Here is an 18,810-nt window from a genome sequence, read left to right as displayed (position 1 = left end):
CCGCGGCATCCGCTCGCCTCAGTACGCCCGGTGGTCGACGAACGCCATGCGCGGCCCGCGCCTCGGCCGGCCCGGCACGCCCGCGGCCATGAGCAGGCGGATGACGCGGTACCGATGCCCCGCCCACGGCGCGAGCGCCTCGAGCATCTCGTCGTCGGCCATGTCGCGCCCGTACAGCGCATGGCCCACGTAGTTCGCGATGTGGTAGTCGCCGACCGAGACCGCGTCGGCGTCGCCGAGCGCGCGCTGGGCGACCTCAGCAGCGGTCCAGATCCCGACGCCCGGGAGGTGCGTGAGGCGCGCGATCGCCTCCGCCGGCGGCAGGTCCGCCGCCTCCTCGAGGCGGTCGGCGTACGCCGCGACGCGCTGCACGGTCGCCGCACGGCGCGGGTCGACGCCCGCACGGTGCCATTCCCACGACGGGATGGCGCGCCATCCGCTCGCCGACGGCACGACCCGCATGGGACGGGGCGTCGGCCCCGGTGCGACCGCCCCGAAGCGCTGGAGCAGTCGGCGCCACGAGGCGTGCGCCTGCAGCGAGATCACCTTCTGCTCGAGGATCGCGGGCACGAGCGCCTCCATCACGCGCGCGGTGCGCGGCACGCGCAGGCCCGGATTGCGGCGGTGCGCGTCGGCGAGCACCGGCAGGTCGGGGGCGAACCCCGACGTGTCGTCGCGCTCCCCCAGCATCGACGGCGCGAGCGCGATGGCCGCCTCGGCCCCCGGACCCCACGCCTCGCACCGCACCAGGTCGGGACCGAGCTGCCGGACGCGCAGGGTCGCCGCTCCGGCATCCGTCGACGTGGTGCGCCACACCGACCCGTCGGGCCCCAGCGCGAACGCCGGATCGCCCGGGCCGCGCCGCAGCGGGCCGAGCGTCTGCACGACCGAGGTCTCGTGCGGCGCCCGCCAGTCGAGGGCGAGGTCGGGGGTCACCCCTCCAGTGTGCGCCCTCCCCCTGACGCGGAGCCTCGACAGAGGCACCCGAGCGCGCGGATCCGCGACGAGCGCGCGGCGCGTTGGCCGCGCGCCCGTCGCGAGACCGCGCGCTCGCGTCAAGGAACGCGCGCCGCAACCCACCCCGGCCACCGCGTCGAGTGCGGGAGGATCGGATGACGCACGGACCCGAGGAGCCCCAGTGACCCACCACGACGACCTGCACGACCTGCACCCCGAGACGCTCGCCGTCCACGCCGGCCGGCCCGAGCGCGTGCCCGACGGGCCGCTCAACACGCCGGTGCACCTCACCTCGACCTACTCGGCGGGCGGGCCGGTCGCCTACGGTCGCTACGGCAATCCCTCCTGGACCGCGTTCGAGGAGGCCCTCGGCGCCCTCGAGGGCGGCCGCTGCGTGTCGTTCGCCTCGGGCATCGCCGCGATCGCGGCCGTGTTCGACCTCGTGCCGACGCGCGGCGTCGTCGTCGCCCCCCGCCACTCCTACACGGGCACGATCGGCCAGCTCGACGACCTCGCCGCCGCCCGCGAGGTCGAGGTGCGCTACATCGACGTGCGCGACGCGCCGCAGGTGGCGGATGCCGCGGCCGGCGCCGACCTGGTCTGGATCGAGTCGCCCACCAACCCCGCCCTCGAGATCGCCGACCTCGACGCGATCGGCCGAGCCGCGCGCGATGCCGGGGCCCTGTTCGCGGTCGACAACACCTTCGCGGGTCCGCTGCTGCAGCATCCGCTCGACGCGGGCGCGCACCTCTCGGTGCACTCGGCGACGAAGTCGATCGCCGGCCACAGCGACGTGCTCATGGGCGCCGTGATCGGCCGCGACGAGGAGCTGCTCGCCCGCATCGAGCAGCGGCGTCGGCTCAACGGCGCGATCCCGGGCGCCTTCGAGGCGTTCCTCGCGCTGCGCGGCCTGCGCACCCTGCCCGTGCGGCTCGAGCGCATGCAGTCGACGGCGCGGGCGATCGCCGAGCGCCTCGACGGGCATCCGGCGCTCGAGGAGGTGCGGTACCCGGGCTTCGGCACGATCGTGTCGATCGTGGTCCGGGGCGGGGCGGATGCCGCGGAGCGGGTCGCCGAGTCGACGCGCGTGTGGCTGCACGCCACGAGCCTCGGCGGCGTCGAGTCGACGCTCGAGCGGCGTCGGCGCTGGCCCGCGGAGGCCGAGACGATCCCCGAGGGACTCGTGCGCCTGTCGGTCGGACTCGAGCACCCCGACGACCTGGTCCGCGACCTCGAGCGCGCGCTCGACGCGGCCGCGCCGCCGGTCGCGACCGACTGACCCGAGCGCCCGTCGCGCCGTAGTCCGGCCCGCGGAGGCGGTCAACCCCCTGCCTGCCCGCGTCGCACCGTCGTAGCGTGACGAGCACGACAAGCGAGGAGGCGGTACGTGACGTTGACCGACGCCCCGACCCCGATCGATCCGGGGCACGACGGACCCGACGGCGAGCCGACCGGCCACGGGACATCCGACCCCATGCGGCCCATGTCGCCGCCGTCGCCGCGCGGACCGCTCAGCGCGGCGCTGCTGCGCACCATGACGCACCAGCGCCTGGCGGGGCTCGACCTCGTCGACGCGAGCGCGACCGGTGCGCTCGCCCGCACGCGCGACGTGCTCGACGACGACGACATCCAGCTCGCGCTGTTCCTCCTCTACGAGCTGCACTACGGCGGCATCGAGGGCGTGCCCGAGAGCTGGGAGTGGGAGCCGCGGCTGCTGCAGGTGCGGCTCGACCTCGAGCGCGCGTTCGAGCTCGCGCTCCGACGGACGGTGCCGCAGCCGACCGCCACGCGCGGTGTGCCCGAGGCCCTCTTCGAGCTGACGTCGCTCGACGACACCCCGGGGCTCTCGGCGTGGGTCGAGCGCGACGCGACCGAGGAGCAGGTGCGCGAGGTGCTCGCCTGCCGGTCGATCTACACGCTCAAGGAGGCCGACCCGCACACGTGGGCGATCCCGCGCCTGCACGGCCGTGCCAAGGTGGCGCTCGTCGAGATCCAGGCCGACGAGTACGGCGACGGCCGCCCCGAACGCCAGCATGCGGCGCTCTACGGGGCGGCGCTCCGCGCGGCGGGGCTCGACGACCGGTACGGCGCCTACGCCGACCACGTCCCGGCGCGCGTCTACGCGTCGATGAACCTCATGTCGTTCTTCGGCCTGCACCGGCGGTGGCGCGGCGCCATCGTCGGCCACCTCGCCGCCTACGAGATGACCTCGTCGCTGCCGTGCCGCGCCTACGCGCGCGGCCTGCGCCGGCTCGGCTTCGACCCGCAGGTCGTCGAGTACTTCGACGAGCACGTCGAGGCCGACGCGGTGCACGAGCAGCTCGCGGCGAACGACCTCGCCGGCGGGCTCGCGGAGACCGAGCCCGCGCTCGTCGACGACATCCTGTTCGGGGCGTCGGCGTGCCTCACGATCGACGGCCGCCTGTGGGGCGGGCTCCGCGAGGCGTTCGAGCGCGGCGAGTCGGCGCTGCGGATGCCGCTCCCATGAGCCGCACGTCCGGCGACGCGGCATCCGCCCGACCGGTCACCGTCACCGCCTGCGCCAACGGGCCGCTGATCGTGCGCGGCGACATCGACCTCGTCGACGAACAGGGCCGACCGCTCGACGGCCAGCGCCGCACCATGGCGCTGTGCCGCTGCGGCGCGTCGGCGACGCGCCCGTTCTGCGACGGCTCGCACAAGTCGATCGGGTTCCGCACCGAGCCGCCGGCGCGCACGCCCGCGGTGACCCTCGCCGAGCCGCTCACCGCGGCGGAGGCCGCGGCGCTCGTCGAGCGGACGGATGGGACCGAGGCTCCCGTCGGGGCGGGATCCGATCGTCCCGACTGAGCGGTGCAGGGCGGACGATCGTCAACCCCGTCCCCGCTCCCGGCCGATCCGGCCTACCGTGGAACGATGAGCGACACCCCTACCGTGATCCCCCGCTCACCCGCCCCCGACGACACGCTGGCGTTCCTCAAGAACGGCTACCTCTACGGCACCCGCCGGTTCCGGAAGCTCGGCAGCGACGCGTTCGAGGCTCGGCTGGCCGGGATGCGCGCGACCGTGATGCACGGGCGCGAGGCGGCATCCGTCTTCTACGAGGGCGACCGGTTCTCGCGCGAACGCGCCATGCCGTCGTCAGTGCAGCACCTGCTGCAGGACGAAGGCAGCGTGCAGACCCTCGAGGGCCCGCCCCACCGGCACCGCAAGAGCATGTTCATGCGCATGCTCGACGACGCGAGCGTCGCCCGGCTCGTCGCGGCGTTCGAACGCGAGTGGACCCGCGTGCGCGCCGAGCACGCCGGCCACGAGGTGCCCCTGTACGACCTCGGCAACCTCGTGCTGACGCGCGCGGCGCTGTCGTGGGCGGGCATCCCGGCCGACCGCGTCGATGACCGCGACCTCGCCGGCCGGCTCGCCGCGATGGTCGACCGGGCGAGCTCGATCGGCCCGGTGAACTGGGTCGCCAGGGTGCGGCGCCGCGGTGCCGAGGAGTGGGCCGCCGAGCTCGTCGCCGACGTGCGGGCGGCCCGCGTGCAGGCCGATCCCGACTCGGCGATCCGCACGATCGCCGACGGCTCCGACGACCACGGCGCACCGCTGCCCGAGGAGGTCGCCGCCGTCGAGGTGCTGAACCTGCTGCGTCCGATCGTCGCGGTCAGCCGGTACCTCGTCTTCACCGTGCACGCCATGCACACCCACCCGCAGTGGCATGCGAAGGTCGAGCGCGACGCCGACGCGGCGACCCGCGTCGCCAACGAGGTGCGGCGCTTCTACCCGTTCTTTCCCGTCATCTCCGGCACGGTGCAGCGCCCGTTCGACTGGCGCGGCCGCGACTTCGAGCCCGGCGATCGCGTCATCCTCGACCTCTACGCGACGAACCACGACGAGCGCATCTGGGAGGAACCGGGACGGTTCCTGCCCGAGCGGTTCGAGGGCTGGGACGGCGATCCGAACACCCTCGTCCCGCAGGGCGGCGGGGACGCCGCCACCGGGCACCGATGCCCGGGCGAGGCCGCGACGATCGCGCTCACCGCCCGGTTCGCGCAGCTCGCCGCGACGCGCCCGTTCTCGGTGCCCGACCAGGACCTGCGGATCAGCCTCCGGCACATCCCCGCACTGCCGATGGACCGGCTGCGCGTGCAGATGCGCGACTGACGCCGGGGCTTTGGTCCCCCGGCCGACGGCCCGGCGGCGCCATGCTGGAGAGGTCCGAACGAGGGGGTGGTGACGGATGTCGCTGCAGCGCGTCGCGCGGATCGTCCTGCTGACCGCGCTGGGCTTCACGGCGGTGACGTCGGTGCTGGGCGGCGTGATGCTCGTGATCGGCGCGGTCGTCGACCTCGGCGGATCGCCGATCGCGATCCCGGACTCGTACCTCGCGGGCTCGCCGTTCGCGTCGACGCTCCTGCCGGGCCTCGCGCTCGGCCTCGTGGTGGGCGGCACGCAGGCCGTCGCGCTCGTGATGGTCGCGCGCCGCATGCGCTGGGCGATGCTCGCGGCCGCGGTGGCCGGCTTCGGCATCCTCGTGTGGATGTTCGTCCAGATGGTCTACATCCCGTTCAGCCCGCTGCAGGCGCTGTACTTCGTGATGGGCGTGGTCGAGCTCGCCGCGGTGCTCGTCCTCCTCGACCTGCTGCACCCGTGGGCGCACGCCGCCGTTCCCCGTTCCGAGCGGGGCGAGCGGCAGGATCCGGTGCCGACGGAACGCAACCCGGTTCCCTGACACCGGCATCCGTGCCAATCTGGTGGCAACGGCACGCGCTGCCGAGCACGAGATGAGGTCGCCATGGCCCGGATGCCGCGACGCTCCCCCTTCGCGGGTCGGCACGCGCGCGCGGGCATCTCGTTCCTCGCGGCGGCGGTGATCCTGGCGGCGACGAGCGTGTCGGTCGACCTCGCGCTGCTCACGTTCCCCTCCGAGCAGTGGCGCGCCATCGTCGCGGCGGCCTCGCAGGCGATGGAGTTCGCCGGCGTGTGGGTCGCGCTGCCGGTGGGCACGGCCCTCCTGCTGACCGCGGGCGAACCGGCCGCCTGGCGACGCGCCCTCGCGGTGGCGGCCGCCGTGGCGACGCCCATCGTGGTGCAGCTGTCGGGCGCGGCGCGCTCGCCGTTCCTCATCCTCCTCGCCCTCGCCGCGGCCGTCATCGGGTACGCGCTCATCGTCTTCGGGGTCGCGGAGCACCGCCGTGATCCGTCACCGCCGGGGCGCGTGCCGGTCGCGGTCGCCGTGCTCGCGACGGCGAACCTCCTCGTGATCGCGCTGGGCGCCCTGCACCTGCTGCTGTGGAATCCGCTCGCGCGGGTGCCGGCGCTCGACATGGGTCAGATCTACCTCGTGCTCGGGTCCGGCCCCGGCGGGGTGGACGCCACGCCGGCCGTGTGGGCGTTCGGCGCCGCGTTCGTCACGATCGCCGCAGCCGTCGCCGCCCTCGTCGGTGCGGCGCGCGGGCTCGTGAACACCCACCTCGTGGTCACCTGCGGACTGCTGCTCATCCACGCGACGAGCTTCTTCCTGTGGGGCGCGGGCATCGGGCTCGGCGAACAGCTCGCGTCGACCTTCGGCGGGCCGATCGGCGACGCCTCACCCGTCGCGTCGCTGCTCGCGCTGGTCGGCGCGGCCTGCCTGGCCGGGGCGATCCTCATGCAGCTGCTCCCGGCCGCGCCGGCCGTCGACGACGAGGCGGACGCCGCCGAGCAGGACTGGGGCGGCGAGGAGGACGGCCCGTCCGGCTCCGGCGACGGGCACGGCGTGCCCGTCGCGCCGGCATCCGTCACCCCATAGTGTGGTGTCGTGGCGGCCGCGAAGGATGACGCGGTGGTCCTCGACGTCGGGGGCCACGACGTCCGCGTGAGCCATCCCGGCAAGGTCGTCTTCCCCGACGCCGGCCTCACCAAGCTCGACCTCGTGAACTACTACGTCGCCGTCGCCGACGGCGCGCTGCGGGGCGCGGGCGGCAGGCCCATGGTGCTCAAGCGCTTCGTGAAGGGCATCGGGCAGGAGCCGTTCTTCCAGAAGCGCGTCCCGGAGAACCATCCGGACTTCATCGACACCGCGACGCTCCGGTACGCGTCGGGCACGTCGGCCGAAGAGGCGGTGGTTCGGGATGCCGCGGGCCTGGCCTGGGTCGTGAACCTCGGCTGCCTCGACCTCAACCCGCATCCCGTGCGGGCGGAGGACCTCGACCACCCGGACGAGCTGCGCGTGGACCTCGATCCGATGCCGGGCGTCGACTGGTCGCAGATCGTCGACGTCGCGATGATCGCGCGCGACGTGCTCGACGACCACGGGCTCGTGGGCTGGCCGAAGACCTCGGGCTCGCGGGGCATGCACCTGCTCGTCCGCATCCGCCCCGAGTGGGACTACCGCGAGGTGCGCCTCGCCGCCGAGACCCTGGCGCGCGAGGTCGAGCGCCGTGCACCGGGGCTCGCCACCGCGCGCTGGTGGAAGGAGGAGCGCGGCGAGAGCGTCTTCGTCGACTTCAACCAGAACGCGAAGGACCGCACCGTGGCATCCGCCTACTCGGTGCGCCCGCTGCCCGACGCTCGGGTCTCGACGCCGCTCGACTGGGCCGAGGTGCGCACGCGTCGACCGGAGGAGTTCACCGTGGCCACCGTGCTCGAGCGCTTCGCTGAGCTGGGCGACCCGCACGCAGGCATCGACGATGCCGCCGGCGGGCTCGAGGGGCTGCTCCGCCTGGCAGAGGAGCTCGGCCCGGCCGAGAAGGCGCCGCGCGGGTCGAACGCGTCGGGCGGCACCGGTCGCCGCGAGTCGCGGATGCCGCTCATCGAGGTCGCCCGCACCGAGACCAAGCCCGAGGCCCTCGACGCGCTCGAACGCTGGAAGTCGGCGCACGCCGACGTGGTGGCGCACCTGTCGCCCGCCGACGTCATGCTCGACGGCATGCGCGGATCGAGCTCGCTCTGGTACCGCGTGCGCATCAACCTGCAGCACGTGCCCGAGGGCGAGCGGCCCGAGCAGGAACCGCTCCTCGTCGACTACGACCCCTGGGCGGGCCGCACCGGCTGACCACCCGGTGGTCGAGTAGCGCGCGAAGCGCCCGTACCGAGACCCCCACCACCCCCCGAAGATGACAGCATGGTCCGATGAGCTCGAAGCGGATCCTCTTCATCGGCGGCAGCGGCATCATCAGCTCGGCGTGCGTCGCCCGCGCGGTGGCCGTCGGACACGACGTGACGGTGCTGAACCGCGGCGGATCGTCGAGCCTCCGGCCGCTGCCACCGGAGGTGCGGCAGGTCGTCGGCGACATCCGCGACCCCGACTCGGTGCGCGAGGCCCTCGGCCGGCAGGGCGGCGACCCGCTCGAGTTCGACGTCGTGTGCGAGTTCACCGCGTTCACACCCGACCACGTGCGGGTCGACCTCGAGCTGTTCGAGGGACGCATCGGCCAGTACGTCTTCATCAGCTCGGCCTCGGCGTACCAGACGCCGCCGAGCCGGCTCCCGGTCACCGAGTCGACGCCGCTCGTGAACCCCGTCTGGGACTACTCGCGCGACAAGATCGCCTGCGAGGACCTGCTCGTCGCGGCCATGCGCGAGCGCGGATTCCCGGCGACGATCGTGCGCCCGTCCCACACCTACGACGCGACGCTGCTGCCGACGCTGGGGCACTGGACCGACATCGCCCGGATGCGCGCCGGCCGGCCCGTCATCGTGCACGGCGACGGCACGAGCCTGTGGACCATCACCCACCACTCGGACTTCGCCGTCGCCTTCGTCGGCCTCCTCGGCAACCCGATGGCCGTCGGCGACACGTTCCACATCACGGGCGACCACGCGCCCACCTGGAACCAGATCTACGGCTGGTTGGCGGACGCGGCGGGCGTCGCCGATCCCGGGTTCGTGCACGTGGCATCCGAGACCATCGCCGCCGTGCACCCGGAGTGGGGGCCGGGACTGCTCGGCGACAAGGCGCACTCGATGGTGTTCGACAACGCGAAGGTGAAGGCGCTCGTGCCGGAGTTCCGCACGACCGTGACGTTCGACGAGGGCGCGCGGCGCATCATCGAGTTCCACGACGCGCACCCCGAGCTGCAGCAGGTCGACCCGGTGGCGGATGCCGCGTTCGAGCGCATCCTCGCGCTGCGGCGCCGCTGATCCGCGTCAACCCGTTCCACCGGCAGGGCCCGCCGGACTAGCCTGACTGCACGCGACCCGCCCGACGACCGAGCGGTGCCCGCGATGAGGGAAGGGGAACCCCATGACCATCAACTTCGACAACCCGCTGGGCCGGGGTTTCGACAAGGGCCGCGAGGCGGAGGTCGAGTACGAGCTCGAGCTCGAGAGCGAGGGCGTCGGCGAGGAGGACACCGAGGTCGTCATGGAGGACGTGGCCGACCCGGAGGACGACCAGGAGGAGTTCGGCGGTCGCTGACCGCCGCCTGAACGTCCGCTCGGCGCCATTCGCGCATGCCGCCGGTTTCGAGTTGAATGGAACGCATCCGACCGGCGGTGGCACCCATCGCCGGTCGTCCGATGCTCTTCGACGAAGATGAGGTATTCAGGATGACGGTGCTCCGGCGATCCCTGGTGTTCGGCACGACGGTCGCGCTCGGCTTGGGCCTGACCGCCTGCACGCCCGGTGCGCCCGAGGTGCCGGAGCCGACCGGTCCGATCGTGCAGCTCGGCGCACCGGGAGAGCCGAACCGCACCATGTCGCCCGAGGAGGCGGCCTCGCTCGAGCAGGCCGGCCACACCGAGGCCGACATCGAGTACATGCAGATGATGATCCTGCATCACGAGCAGGCGCTGGCCATGACCGGCTACGTCGAGGATCGCACCCGCGACCGCGACATCCGCCTGCTCGCGGAGCGGATGCAGATCAGCCAGGACGGCGAGATGGACCAGATGGCGGCCTGGCTGCAGGAGCGCGGCACGCCGCTTCGCGACGAGCACGGCGGCCACGGCGGCGGCCACGACATGCCCGGCATGCTCACCGACGAGCAGCTCGCCGAGCTCGAGGCGGCGAAGGGCGCCGAGTTCGACCGGCTGTTCCTCCAGTACATGATCCAGCACCACCAGGGGGCGATGGAGATGACCGCCGACCTGTGGGCCGCCGGCGGCGGACAGGAGGCATCGATCGGCGAGTTCGCCCGTCACGTCGAGAGCGACCAGGGGATCGAGATCACGCGGATGCAGCAGATGCTCGCCGACCGCACCTCCTGATCTCGACGCGTCGACGCGGGATCGATGAAGCCCCGGCGGTAGGTCACCGCCGGGGCTTCGTGGTTCCGGGGCGGGGAACCCGACCGAGCTCCCCGCCCGAGGCGATCAGCGGAAGGTTCCCGCCAGGGCGTTCAGCCCGGTGACGAGGTTCGAGTCGACCGCCGCGCCCGACTTGCGTGCCGCGTTGTCGAGCTGGGCGATCACGGATCGGCCGCTCGCGCCCGTCGACACCAGCTTCTCGGCCTGCTCGAGGTGCTTGTTGACCTCGGTCAGCGCCTTGCCGCCCAACGTGCCGGCACGCACGGCCTGGTCGAGGTACGCCCGGACCACGGTGAAGCTCGGCTCGTGCGCGTACTGGACCTGGAGCTGCGCGTTGAGCTCATCCCACTCGATCTCACCGGCGGCGGCGATCTCGTTGGCCGACAGCTGTGCGGTCGGGGTGAGGGCCATCGAGTCGAACCCTCGAGCGATCTCGCTGCCGAGGATGTTGCCGTTGTACCAGTAGGTCGACCAGTAGCCGCTGAGGGTCAGTGCGCTGGGGTTGAGCGGACCGCGGTCGAGGAAGGCGATCTCCTTCGGGTTCTTCGTGTCGGTGAAGTCGAAGATCGACATGCCGCCCTGGTACCAGGCCTGCACCATGATGTCGCGGCCCGGGACCGGGATCAGCGTGCCGTTGTGGGCGACGCAGTTCTCCTGGGCGGTCTGCGGTGCGGGCAGCTTGTAGTAGCTGGCGAACTGCAGCTTGCCGTCGACGATGTCGAAGAGCGCGTTGGCGCCCCACGCCGGCTGGTCGGGCAGGCATCGTGCTCCGGTGCCGCCGCCCCACTCGTCGGTGAAGACCACCTTCGTGCCGTCGTTGTTGAAGGTCGCCGAGTGCCAGTACGCGAAGTTGACGTCCGCCACGGCATCGGTGCGCACCGGGTTCACCGGGTCGGAGATGTCGAGGAGGATGCCGTTGCCCTGGCACGCGCCGGCGGCGAGCCCGATCTCCGGGAAGGCCGTGATGTCGTGGCAGGTGTTGGTGTTCGGGCTCGGCGAGTAGGTGCCGCCCGACGGGTGACGCGGCTGGGTCGGGCCGTTCTGCAGGCCGTTGACCGCGCCGGTCTCGTAGTTCTGGAAGATGCGCGGCTGGCTCACGATCGAGGCCGTCTCAGGGGCCGCGAGCGGCACCTTGATGACGTCGATGCGCCACTGCGTGGGGTTCTCGCTCGTCGCATTGCCGGTGCTGCAGCCCGCCAGCTCGAGGGCCGAGCGGATGCTCGACGTGCCCGAGTTGTAGAGGTACACGTTGTTCGGGTCATCCGGGTCGGTGACGACCGTGTGGGTGTGCGAGCCACGGCAGGTCTGCACGCCGGGCAGCTGCACGGGGTTGTCGATGTCGCTGATGTCGAAGATCCGGATGCCGCGGAAGCGCTCCGCGCTCACCGAGGGCATCGCCGTCGTGCCGCAGTCGATGCGACCGCGCGCCTCCTCGACCGACATGAACAGCAGGTCGCCGTAGACCGAGACGTCACCCTGGCCGCCGGGGCAGACGAACTGCGACTTCAGCGTCGGAGCGGCCGGGTCGGAGACGTCGTAGACCTGGAAGCCGTTGTAGTTGCCCACGATGGCGTGGTCGCCCGTGAAGGCCAGGTCGGAGTTCACATAGCTGAAGTTGCCCGGGGCGGCGTCGAACGCGCCCTGGCGCGGGATGCTCTCGAGCAGCTCGACGCCGCTCGTGGCGACGGGGGCGTCGAGGTAGCCGCCGGGCATGCCGACGCGGGGGTCGTCCTCGGCGGCGGCGGCCGTGGCGGTCATCAGCGACGCGCCGAGCACGAAGGCTCCGGCCGCGGCGATGGCGCGCCTGCGCCGTCGCACGGGTTGAGTCGTGTTTCTCATGGAAGTGGTGCCCTCTCTTTCGCGGTAGCGATCGAGCCCTTCGGGACGCAGTCGAGCCGCACCTCGTCGTGCGGCTCGAGCCCTACTGGGGCCATCTCTGGCCCCAACATAGCTATGAATCGGCCGAATGTCAGCAACCGCTTTCCGAGCTTTCCTCACATTACCGACCGATCTGTCGGTCGCGGGGCGTAGGCTCGCGTCATCCGGATCGGAGGGGTGCTCATGTGCGGACGTTTCGTGGTCTCGCAGGAGGTCGACGACCTGACCGCGGTCTTCGACGCCGAGAACGACTTCGCCGACTGGCGGCCCTCCTACAGCCTCGCGCCCACCGACACCATCCCGATCGTGCGCGAGCGGGCGAAGTCCGACACGGGCGAGTTCGTCCGGCGGCTCGAGCCGGCTCGCTGGGACTTCCATCCCGCGTTCATGAAGGAGTCGAAGCGGCCGCAGTTCAACAGTCGCATCGAGACGGTCGCGACGAACGGGCTGTGGAAAGGGGCGTTCGCGTCCGGCCGCTGCATCGTGCCGATGCGCGGCTACTACGAATGGACGGGCGAGCCGGGCAAGAAGCGCGCCCACTACCTTCACGGGCCCGACGACCTGCTCGCCGCCGCCGCGATCTCCACCGCGCGCAAGCTCGACGACGACACCTGGGAGGTCTCGACCTCGATCATCACGCGCGAGGCGCGCGATGCGTCCGGCGAGATCCACGACCGGATGCCGGTCTACCTCCCCCTCGACGCGGTCGACCATTACCTCGACCCCGTCAAGCTCTCCCCCGGCGACGCGCAGGCCATGGTCGAGTTCCTCCTCGCGCAGTCCGACCGGGTCGTGCCGACGATCACCGAGTACGAGGTCGACCCGCGCGTGAACAACCACCGCCGCATCGACCCCCACGACCCGGGCCTCATCGAGCCCTTGGGCGACGAGCCGACGCTCCTCTGAGCAGCCCGCTCCGGCAATGCGATTGCCGTCGGCGTTCGGCCGGTGACCAGACGGCGACCCGCCTACGGCGACAGCAGTGCCCGCCGGACCACTCGGGAGCTCCACCTCCCGAGCAGGACCCCCGCGACCGTGTCCGAGACGTGGTGCTGCCCGCGATAGATGCGCGAGAACGCGATGCCGCCCGGGATCACGTACCGCAGCAGCGGCCCGAGGACGCGAGACCCGCGCAGGCCGTACCGGTCGACGAGGTCGGCCAGCGTGGTGTGGAGCGCGACGGCCGCCGCCGTGTGCCCGGAGGGGAACGACGAGGTCGCGTGCGGCTGCTCGGGCCGCCACACGCCATCGGGTCGCGGTCGACCCACGAGGGCCGCGGAACCGACGAAGCACGCGGTCTCGAGCGCGAGCGCCGCGCCGGGGGCTGCGGCGGAGCGCCAGTCGCGCGTGAGCACCGCGATCCAGCCGCACCAGAACGCCCCGTTCGCGATCGTCTGCGGGACGCCCGAATACCACGAGAGCGGACCGGTGACCCGGTCGAGCACCTCGCGACGCTCGGTCGGCTCGACGGGAGCGGCGTCGGCTCCGTGCCCGAACGCGGACTGGAGCGCGCGGACCGCCCGGTCCTCGCGCGGGTCGTCGCCGCCCACGACCCGGATGACCCGGCCCGCGGCGGCGAGCACCGCGATCGCCCCGAGCGCCGGGAGGACGAACGAGCGCAGGAACGCGTGCATGCCCGGCAGCCTAGTCACCCGGGCGTCGATCGCCGCGGAAACGAAGAACGGCCCGGGTCGATGACCCGGGCCGTTCCTTCAGTGGTGCGCAAGGGGGGAGTTGAACCCCCACGCCCTCACGGGCACACGGACCTGAACCGTGCGCGTCTGCCTATTCCGCCACTTGCGCATACCAGCTCCCACACAGGTGCGAACCAGCCAACCGAGACTAACATACCTCCGCGTGGCACCCGCCCACTCCTCCTCCCCCGAACCGCTCGACCGCGGCATCCGCTCGGAGTCGCTGCAACCCCTCGCGCCGCCCCTCGACGCGGGCATAGCCTTGACTACCGGCACCGGCGCCCCGACCAGTTCCCCCGATCGAAAGGATCGCCCGTGACCCACCCCCGCGACGATCGCGCGAGCCTGCGCGGCAGCGCGCCCGCCGACCCGTCCGAGGTCGAGCTCGGCGGCATCCGCGGCTGGCTCTTCGACCTCGACGGGGTGCTCACGCCGACGGCCGTGGTGCACATGCACGCGTGGGCCCGGCTGTTCGCGCCGTTCCTCGAGGGGCACGGCGCCGAGCCCTACCGCGACGCCGACTACTACGCCTACATCGACGGCAAGCCGCGCTACGACGGGGTCCGCTCGCTGCTGGCCAGCCGGGGCATCACCCTGCCCGAGGGCGGGGTGACGGATGCCGCGACGCTCGACACCGTCCACGGGCTCGGCAACCGCAAGAACGACGCGTTCAACCAGACCCTCGCCGAGGAGGGCGTGCGGCCGTATGCGGCGAGCGTCGCCTTGCTCGACGCGATCGAGCGCGCCGGCGGCGAGGTCGCCGTCGTCTCCAGCTCGAAGAACGCGCCCGCGGTGCTCGAGGCGGCGGGCATCGCCGACCGGTTCGAGGTCGTCGTCGACGGCGCGGTCGCCGCGCGCGAGGGCATCCCCGGCAAGCCCGCGCCCGACATGTTCCTGCGCGCGGCCGAGCTGCTCGGGCTGCCGCCCGAGGAGTGCGCCGTCATCGAGGATGCGGAGTCCGGCGTGAAGGCCGGCGCGTCCGGTCCGTTCGCCCTCGTCGTCGGCGTCGACCGCGGCGTGGGCCGCGACGCGCTGATCGAACTCGGCGCCGACGTGATCGTCGACGAGCTCGACGAGCTGATCCCGGCGCTCGAGCGCGCCGGCGAGGCATCCGCCGTTCGCAATGACGGCGACCCCACGACCCCCGCACGCACCACCACCGAAGAGGACCGCGCATGAGGTTCGCCGACACCGACCCCCTGAACCGCTCGATCTTCCCCGTCGACGAGTGGGCGCTCGTCGAGACCGAGTTCGGCGCCGACGACATGGGCCGCACCGAGACGCTGTTCGCCGTGGGCAACGGCTACCTCGGCCTGCGCGGCAATGTCGAAGAGGGCCGTGACGGCCACATGCACGGCACCTTCATCAACGGCTTCCACGAGACCTGGCCCATCCGCCACGCCGAGGAGGCGTTCGGCTTCGCGCGGGTCGGCCAGACCATCGTGAATGCGCCGGATGCCAAGACGATCCGCCTGTACGTCGACGACGAGCCGCTGGTCATCACCGAGGCGGAGATCATGTCGTACGAGCGCCGCCTCGACTTCCGTCTTGGCTTCCTCAGCCGCCGTATCGAGTGGCGCACGCCGTCGGGCAAGCGCGTGCTCATCACCAGCCGCCGCATGACGAGCTTCACCGACCGCCACCTGGGCGTCATCGACTACGAGGTCGAGTTGCTCGACGCCGACGCCGCGGTGACGATCTCCAGCCAGATCCTCAACCGGCAGGACGGCCGCGACGAGTACCGGGCCGGCGTGACCGAGACGCCCGGCGCGTTCGACCCCCGGAAGGCCGAGACCTTCACCGAGCGCGTGCTCCAGCCCCGCGTGCAGCGCCGCGACGGCGGGCACTACATCCTCGGCTACCAGTGCACGAACTCGGGCATGACCATCTCGGTCGGCGCCCGGCACTCGATCGCGACCGAGAACGAGTTCACGGAGACCGGCTCGATCGGGGACGACCTCGCGAAGCACACCTACCGGGTGCGGGCACGTCAGGGCGTGCCGATCCGCATCACCAAGCTGATCAGCTACCACACCGCCCGCAAGGTGCCGGCGCGCGAGCTCGTCGACCGCTGCGACCGCACGCTCGACCGCGGCGCCGAGGTCGGCGTGGCCGAGCTGTTCGAGCAGCAGCACGACTGGCTCGACGACTACTGGGCGCGGTCCGACGTCGAGATCGCCGGCCAGCCGGAGCTGCAGCAGGCGACGCGCTGGAACCTGTTCCAGCTCGCGCAGGCGACCGCCCGCACCGACGGCGGCGGCGTCGCGGCAAAGGGCGTCTCCGGCTCGGGCTACGGCGGCCACTACTTCTGGGACTCCGAGATCTACGTGATGCCGTTCCTCAGCTACACGGCGCCGATCGTGGCCCGCAACGTGCTGCGGTTCCGGCAGCGGATGCTGGACGCCGCCCGCGCCCGCGCGCTCGAGCTGAACCAGCGCGGGGCCCTCTTCCCGTGGCGCACGATCAACGGGCTCGAGTCGAGCGCGTACTACGCCGCCGGCACCGCGCAGTACCACATCGACGCCGACATCGCCTACGCCCTGTGCCAGTACGTGGCGGCCACGGGCGACGAGGACTTCCTCGCGCGCGGCGCGATCGACATCCTCGTCGAGACCGCCCGCATGTGGGAGGACCTCGGCTTCTGGCGCACCAACACCGACGACGTCTTCCACATCCACGGCGTCACGGGCCCCGACGAGTACACGACGGTCGTGAACGACAACCTCTACACGAACGTCATGGCGCGGGCGAACCTCGCGGCCGCGGCATCCGCTGTCGACAACCTGCAGGTGAACCACCCCGACGCCCACAAGCGCCTCGTCGAGCGGCTCGGCGTGACACCGGCCGAGGTGGCGAGCTGGCGGCGCGCGGCGGCGCACATGCACATCCCGTTCGACCCGCAGCTCGGCGTGCACCCGCAGGACTCGGCCTTCCTCGAGAAGGAACTGTGGGACCTCGAGCACACCCCCGACAACCACCTGCCGCTGCTGCTGCACTACCACCCGCTGGTGATCTACCGCTTCCAGGTGCTGAAGCAGGCCGACGTCGTGCTCGCCCTCTACCTGCAGGGCGACCGCTTCACGACCGAGGAGAAGCTCGCCGACTTCGAGTACTACGACCCGCTGACCACGGGCGACTCGACCCTGTCGGCGGTCGTGCAGTCGATCATCGCGGCCGAGGTGGGCTACCACGAGCTGGCGCTGCGGTACTTCCGCTCGGCGCTGTTCGTCGACCTCGCCGACCTGCACCACAACGCGGCCGACGGCGTGCACGTCGCGTCGACGGGCGGCGTCTGGGCGGGGCTCGTCTCCGGCTTCGGCGGCTTCCGCGACCACAACGGCCGGTTCACGTTCGACCCGCGCCTGCCCGACGGCTGGGACCGCCTCTCGTTCCGGCTCACGCTGCGCGGCACGCGGATCCGCGTCGACCTGACGGCCGAGGCGATCCGGTTCACGATCGAAGACGGCGAAGCGGATGCCACGGTGCCGCTCGAGGTGCGCGGCGAGCGTCTCGTCGTCACCCCCGGTGCCCCGCTCGTCGTCGCGCTCGACGGCCACGGCGCGCGCCGCGTGGGTGCGCCGACCATGCAGAACGTGCGCGGCACCCGCCGCGCCGACGGCACCCTGCTGACCGCGTCGATCCCGACGCTGTCGCTCGACGTCGACGAAGAGGAGGCGGCCGCCGTCTTCGACTGACGCCGCATCCCGGAACCGCCTGGTTCCGGGCCGTCCCCGGCGCGTTCGCACGGGCTGGGGCTAGCATGTCAGTCGAGTCACGGACCGGACGGGAGACCTGTGGGCCTACTGGACAACTTCGAGAAGGGTCTCGAGCGCGCCGTCAACGGCGCCTTCGCGAAGACCTTCCGCTCGGGGCTGCAGCCCGTCGAGATCACCGCGGCGCTCAAGCGCGAGATCGACACGAAGGCGGCGGTCGTGTCACGCGACCGCGTGCTCGTGCCGAACCGGTTCGCGGTGCGCATGTCGCCTGCCGACTACGAGCGCATGTCGTCGCTCGGACCGGCGCTCATCGACGAACTCGTCGACCTCGTGCAGAAGCATGCGGCGAGCCAGCGCTTCCAGTTCGCCGGCGGCATCCGCATCGAGCTGCAGGCCGACACGAGCCTGTCCGAGGGCATGGTCCAGGTCGACTCGCAGAACGTGAAGGGCCGTGTCGCGTGGACCCCGGTCCTCGACGTCGACGGCCGGCGGTACCCGCTCCTCAAGGGCCGCACCGTGATCGGCCGCGGCAGCGAAGCGGATGTCACGCTCGACGACGCCGGCGCCTCGCGCCGCCACGTCGAGGTGCAGTGGGACGGCCAGCGCGCGCGCCTGCGCGACCTCGGATCGACGAACGGCACGCAGTTGAACGGCGCCCCCGTGAAGGAGGCGGTGCTCGAGCCCGACTCCGTCATCAGCATCGGGCGCTCGCGTATCGTGTTCCGGGTGCTCGCCCAAGCCGATCCGTCCGACACCGCCGTCGGGCGACGAGTCGACCCCGGTCAGCGCCGCGATGCGGGCGGTTTCTGGGGGCCGGCCGAATGAGTGAACTGACCCTCCTCGTCCTCCAGCTCGGCTTCCTCGTGCTGCTGTGGGTGTTCGTCTTCGCGATCGTGTACGCGCTCCGCAGCGACCTCTTCGGCCAGCGCGTGCGGAAGCTGCAGCCGGATGTCGCGGCCGCGGGACCTGCACCGGCCCCGTCGGCCGGACCCGCGGCCCCCACCGCCGCGGTGAACCGTCCGGCGCCGCCCTCCGGCGGCGGCGGCGCGGATGCCACGAGCGAGAACGCCACCCGGCTCGTGATCACCTCCGGCGCCAAGGCGGGCGCCGAGTTCCCCCTCGGTCGCGATGAGATCACGATCGGCCGGTCCAGCGACTCGGCGATCATCATCCGCGACGACTACACCTCGACGCATCACGCCCGGCTCATGCTGTGGAACGGCCGCTGGATGATCCAGGACCTCGACTCCACCAACGGCACGTTCCTCAACGGCTCCCGGGTCACCGTGCCGCAGCCCATCCCGCTCGGAGCCACCGTCAAGGTGGGGGCGACGACGTTCGAGCTGCGGCGGTAGCCC

18 protein-coding genes and 1 tRNA gene are annotated in these 18,810 nt (G+C 72.3%); 15 read left to right on the top strand and 4 right to left on the bottom strand.

Annotation, left to right across the window (positions count from 1 at the left end; all coding sequences use genetic code 11):
• Window positions 1-18: 18 nt before the first annotated feature.
• Window positions 19-936 carry a DNA-3-methyladenine glycosylase 2 family protein gene (locus tag M1L56_RS15170; protein WP_248599866.1) on the bottom strand — a complete coding sequence of 306 codons (918 nt, stop codon included), beginning with the start codon at window positions 934-936 and terminating at the stop codon, window positions 19-21.
• A gap of 202 nt (window positions 937-1,138) precedes the next feature.
• Between M1L56_RS15170 and M1L56_RS15165 the strand changes: the two genes are divergently transcribed.
• The 10 genes from M1L56_RS15165 to M1L56_RS15120 all read left to right on the top strand — a co-directional run bounded on the left by M1L56_RS15165 (window position 1,139) and on the right by M1L56_RS15120 (window position 10,125).
• On the top strand, window positions 1,139-2,236 hold the full coding sequence (locus M1L56_RS15165) for a PLP-dependent transferase (protein ID WP_248599865.1): 1,098 nt from the start codon (window positions 1,139-1,141) through the stop codon (window positions 2,234-2,236).
• 108 nt (window positions 2,237-2,344) lie between these two features.
• Window positions 2,345-3,445, top strand: coding sequence for an iron-containing redox enzyme family protein (locus tag M1L56_RS15160; RefSeq protein WP_308198884.1), 1,101 nt, complete (start codon window positions 2,345-2,347; stop codon window positions 3,443-3,445).
• Window positions 3,442-3,786 carry a CDGSH iron-sulfur domain-containing protein gene (locus tag M1L56_RS15155; protein ID WP_248599864.1) on the top strand — a complete coding sequence of 115 codons (345 nt, stop codon included), beginning with the start codon at window positions 3,442-3,444 and terminating at the stop codon, window positions 3,784-3,786. The genes M1L56_RS15160 and M1L56_RS15155 overlap by 4 nt, the downstream gene beginning before the upstream one ends.
• A 66-nt stretch (window positions 3,787-3,852) precedes the next feature.
• On the top strand, window positions 3,853-5,097 hold the full coding sequence (locus tag M1L56_RS15150; protein ID WP_248599863.1) for a cytochrome P450: 1,245 nt from the start codon (window positions 3,853-3,855) through the stop codon (window positions 5,095-5,097).
• A 76-nt stretch (window positions 5,098-5,173) separates the two neighbouring features.
• A complete protein-coding gene (locus M1L56_RS15145) occupies window positions 5,174-5,665 on the top strand; it encodes a hypothetical protein (protein WP_248599862.1) in 492 nt (163 codons plus the stop codon).
• A gap of 63 nt (window positions 5,666-5,728) precedes the next feature.
• Window positions 5,729-6,724 (top strand): hypothetical protein, encoded by a 996-nt coding sequence (locus tag M1L56_RS15140; RefSeq protein WP_248599861.1) that lies wholly within the window; start codon window positions 5,729-5,731, stop codon window positions 6,722-6,724.
• Between the two features lie 9 nt (window positions 6,725-6,733).
• The gene (ligD, locus tag M1L56_RS15135; RefSeq protein WP_067947599.1) at window positions 6,734-7,969 is read left to right on the top strand and encodes a non-homologous end-joining DNA ligase; all 1,236 of its coding nucleotides are present in this window, start codon (window positions 6,734-6,736) and stop codon (window positions 7,967-7,969) included.
• A 77-nt stretch (window positions 7,970-8,046) separates the two neighbouring features.
• Window positions 8,047-9,057, top strand: a complete 1,011-nt coding sequence (locus tag M1L56_RS15130; RefSeq protein ID WP_248599860.1) for an SDR family oxidoreductase — start codon at window positions 8,047-8,049, stop codon at window positions 9,055-9,057.
• A gap of 103 nt (window positions 9,058-9,160) precedes the next feature.
• Complete coding sequence (locus M1L56_RS15125; protein ID WP_248599859.1) at window positions 9,161-9,334, top strand: hypothetical protein; 174 nt, start codon at window positions 9,161-9,163, stop codon at window positions 9,332-9,334.
• A 131-nt stretch (window positions 9,335-9,465) separates the two neighbouring features.
• Window positions 9,466-10,125: a DUF305 domain-containing protein gene (locus M1L56_RS15120; RefSeq protein WP_248599858.1), complete on the top strand. Its 660-nt coding sequence runs from the start codon at window positions 9,466-9,468 to the stop codon at window positions 10,123-10,125.
• Between the two features lie 105 nt (window positions 10,126-10,230).
• Here M1L56_RS15120 and M1L56_RS15115 read toward each other — a convergent pair whose 3' ends face one another.
• Window positions 10,231-11,982 (bottom strand): LVIVD repeat-containing protein, encoded by a 1,752-nt coding sequence (locus M1L56_RS15115; RefSeq protein WP_248599857.1) that lies wholly within the window; start codon window positions 11,980-11,982, stop codon window positions 10,231-10,233.
• Between the two features lie 243 nt (window positions 11,983-12,225).
• Here M1L56_RS15115 and M1L56_RS15110 point away from each other — a divergent pair, with 243 nt between their 5' ends.
• Entirely contained in the window at window positions 12,226-12,948 is a 723-nt protein-coding gene (locus tag M1L56_RS15110) for an SOS response-associated peptidase (protein ID WP_248599856.1), read from the top strand.
• 62 nt (window positions 12,949-13,010) lie between these two features.
• Here M1L56_RS15110 and M1L56_RS15105 read toward each other — a convergent pair whose 3' ends face one another.
• Window positions 13,011-13,676, bottom strand: coding sequence for a phosphatase PAP2 family protein (locus tag M1L56_RS15105; RefSeq protein ID WP_248599855.1), 666 nt, complete (start codon window positions 13,674-13,676; stop codon window positions 13,011-13,013).
• Between the two features lie 82 nt (window positions 13,677-13,758).
• Window positions 13,759-13,845, bottom strand: a tRNA-Leu gene (locus M1L56_RS15100).
• A 341-nt stretch (window positions 13,846-14,186) separates the two neighbouring features.
• Here M1L56_RS15100 and M1L56_RS15095 point away from each other — a divergent pair.
• From M1L56_RS15095 to M1L56_RS15080, 4 genes are all read left to right on the top strand, one after another.
• Window positions 14,187-14,915 (top strand): HAD-IA family hydrolase, encoded by a 729-nt coding sequence (locus tag M1L56_RS15095; RefSeq protein WP_248599906.1) that lies wholly within the window; start codon window positions 14,187-14,189, stop codon window positions 14,913-14,915.
• Window positions 14,912-17,431: a glycoside hydrolase family 65 protein gene (locus M1L56_RS15090; RefSeq protein WP_248599854.1), complete on the top strand. Its 2,520-nt coding sequence runs from the start codon at window positions 14,912-14,914 to the stop codon at window positions 17,429-17,431. Before M1L56_RS15095 ends, M1L56_RS15090 begins: the two co-directional genes overlap by 4 nt.
• A 99-nt stretch (window positions 17,432-17,530) precedes the next feature.
• Window positions 17,531-18,277 carry a DUF3662 and FHA domain-containing protein gene (locus tag M1L56_RS15085; protein ID WP_248599853.1) on the top strand — a complete coding sequence of 249 codons (747 nt, stop codon included), beginning with the start codon at window positions 17,531-17,533 and terminating at the stop codon, window positions 18,275-18,277.
• Window positions 18,274-18,807: an FHA domain-containing protein gene (locus M1L56_RS15080; RefSeq protein WP_248599852.1), complete on the top strand. Its 534-nt coding sequence runs from the start codon at window positions 18,274-18,276 to the stop codon at window positions 18,805-18,807. The genes M1L56_RS15085 and M1L56_RS15080 overlap by 4 nt, the downstream gene beginning before the upstream one ends.
• The last annotated feature ends 3 nt before the right edge of the window (window positions 18,808-18,810 follow it).

The sequence above is a fragment of the Agromyces sp. C10 genome, from assembly GCF_023217995.1.
Lineage (GTDB): Bacteria > Actinomycetota > Actinomycetes > Actinomycetales > Microbacteriaceae > Agromyces > Agromyces indicus.
Note: the sequence above shows the minus strand (reverse complement) of the source record. Positions and strands in the feature narration are given on the sequence as shown.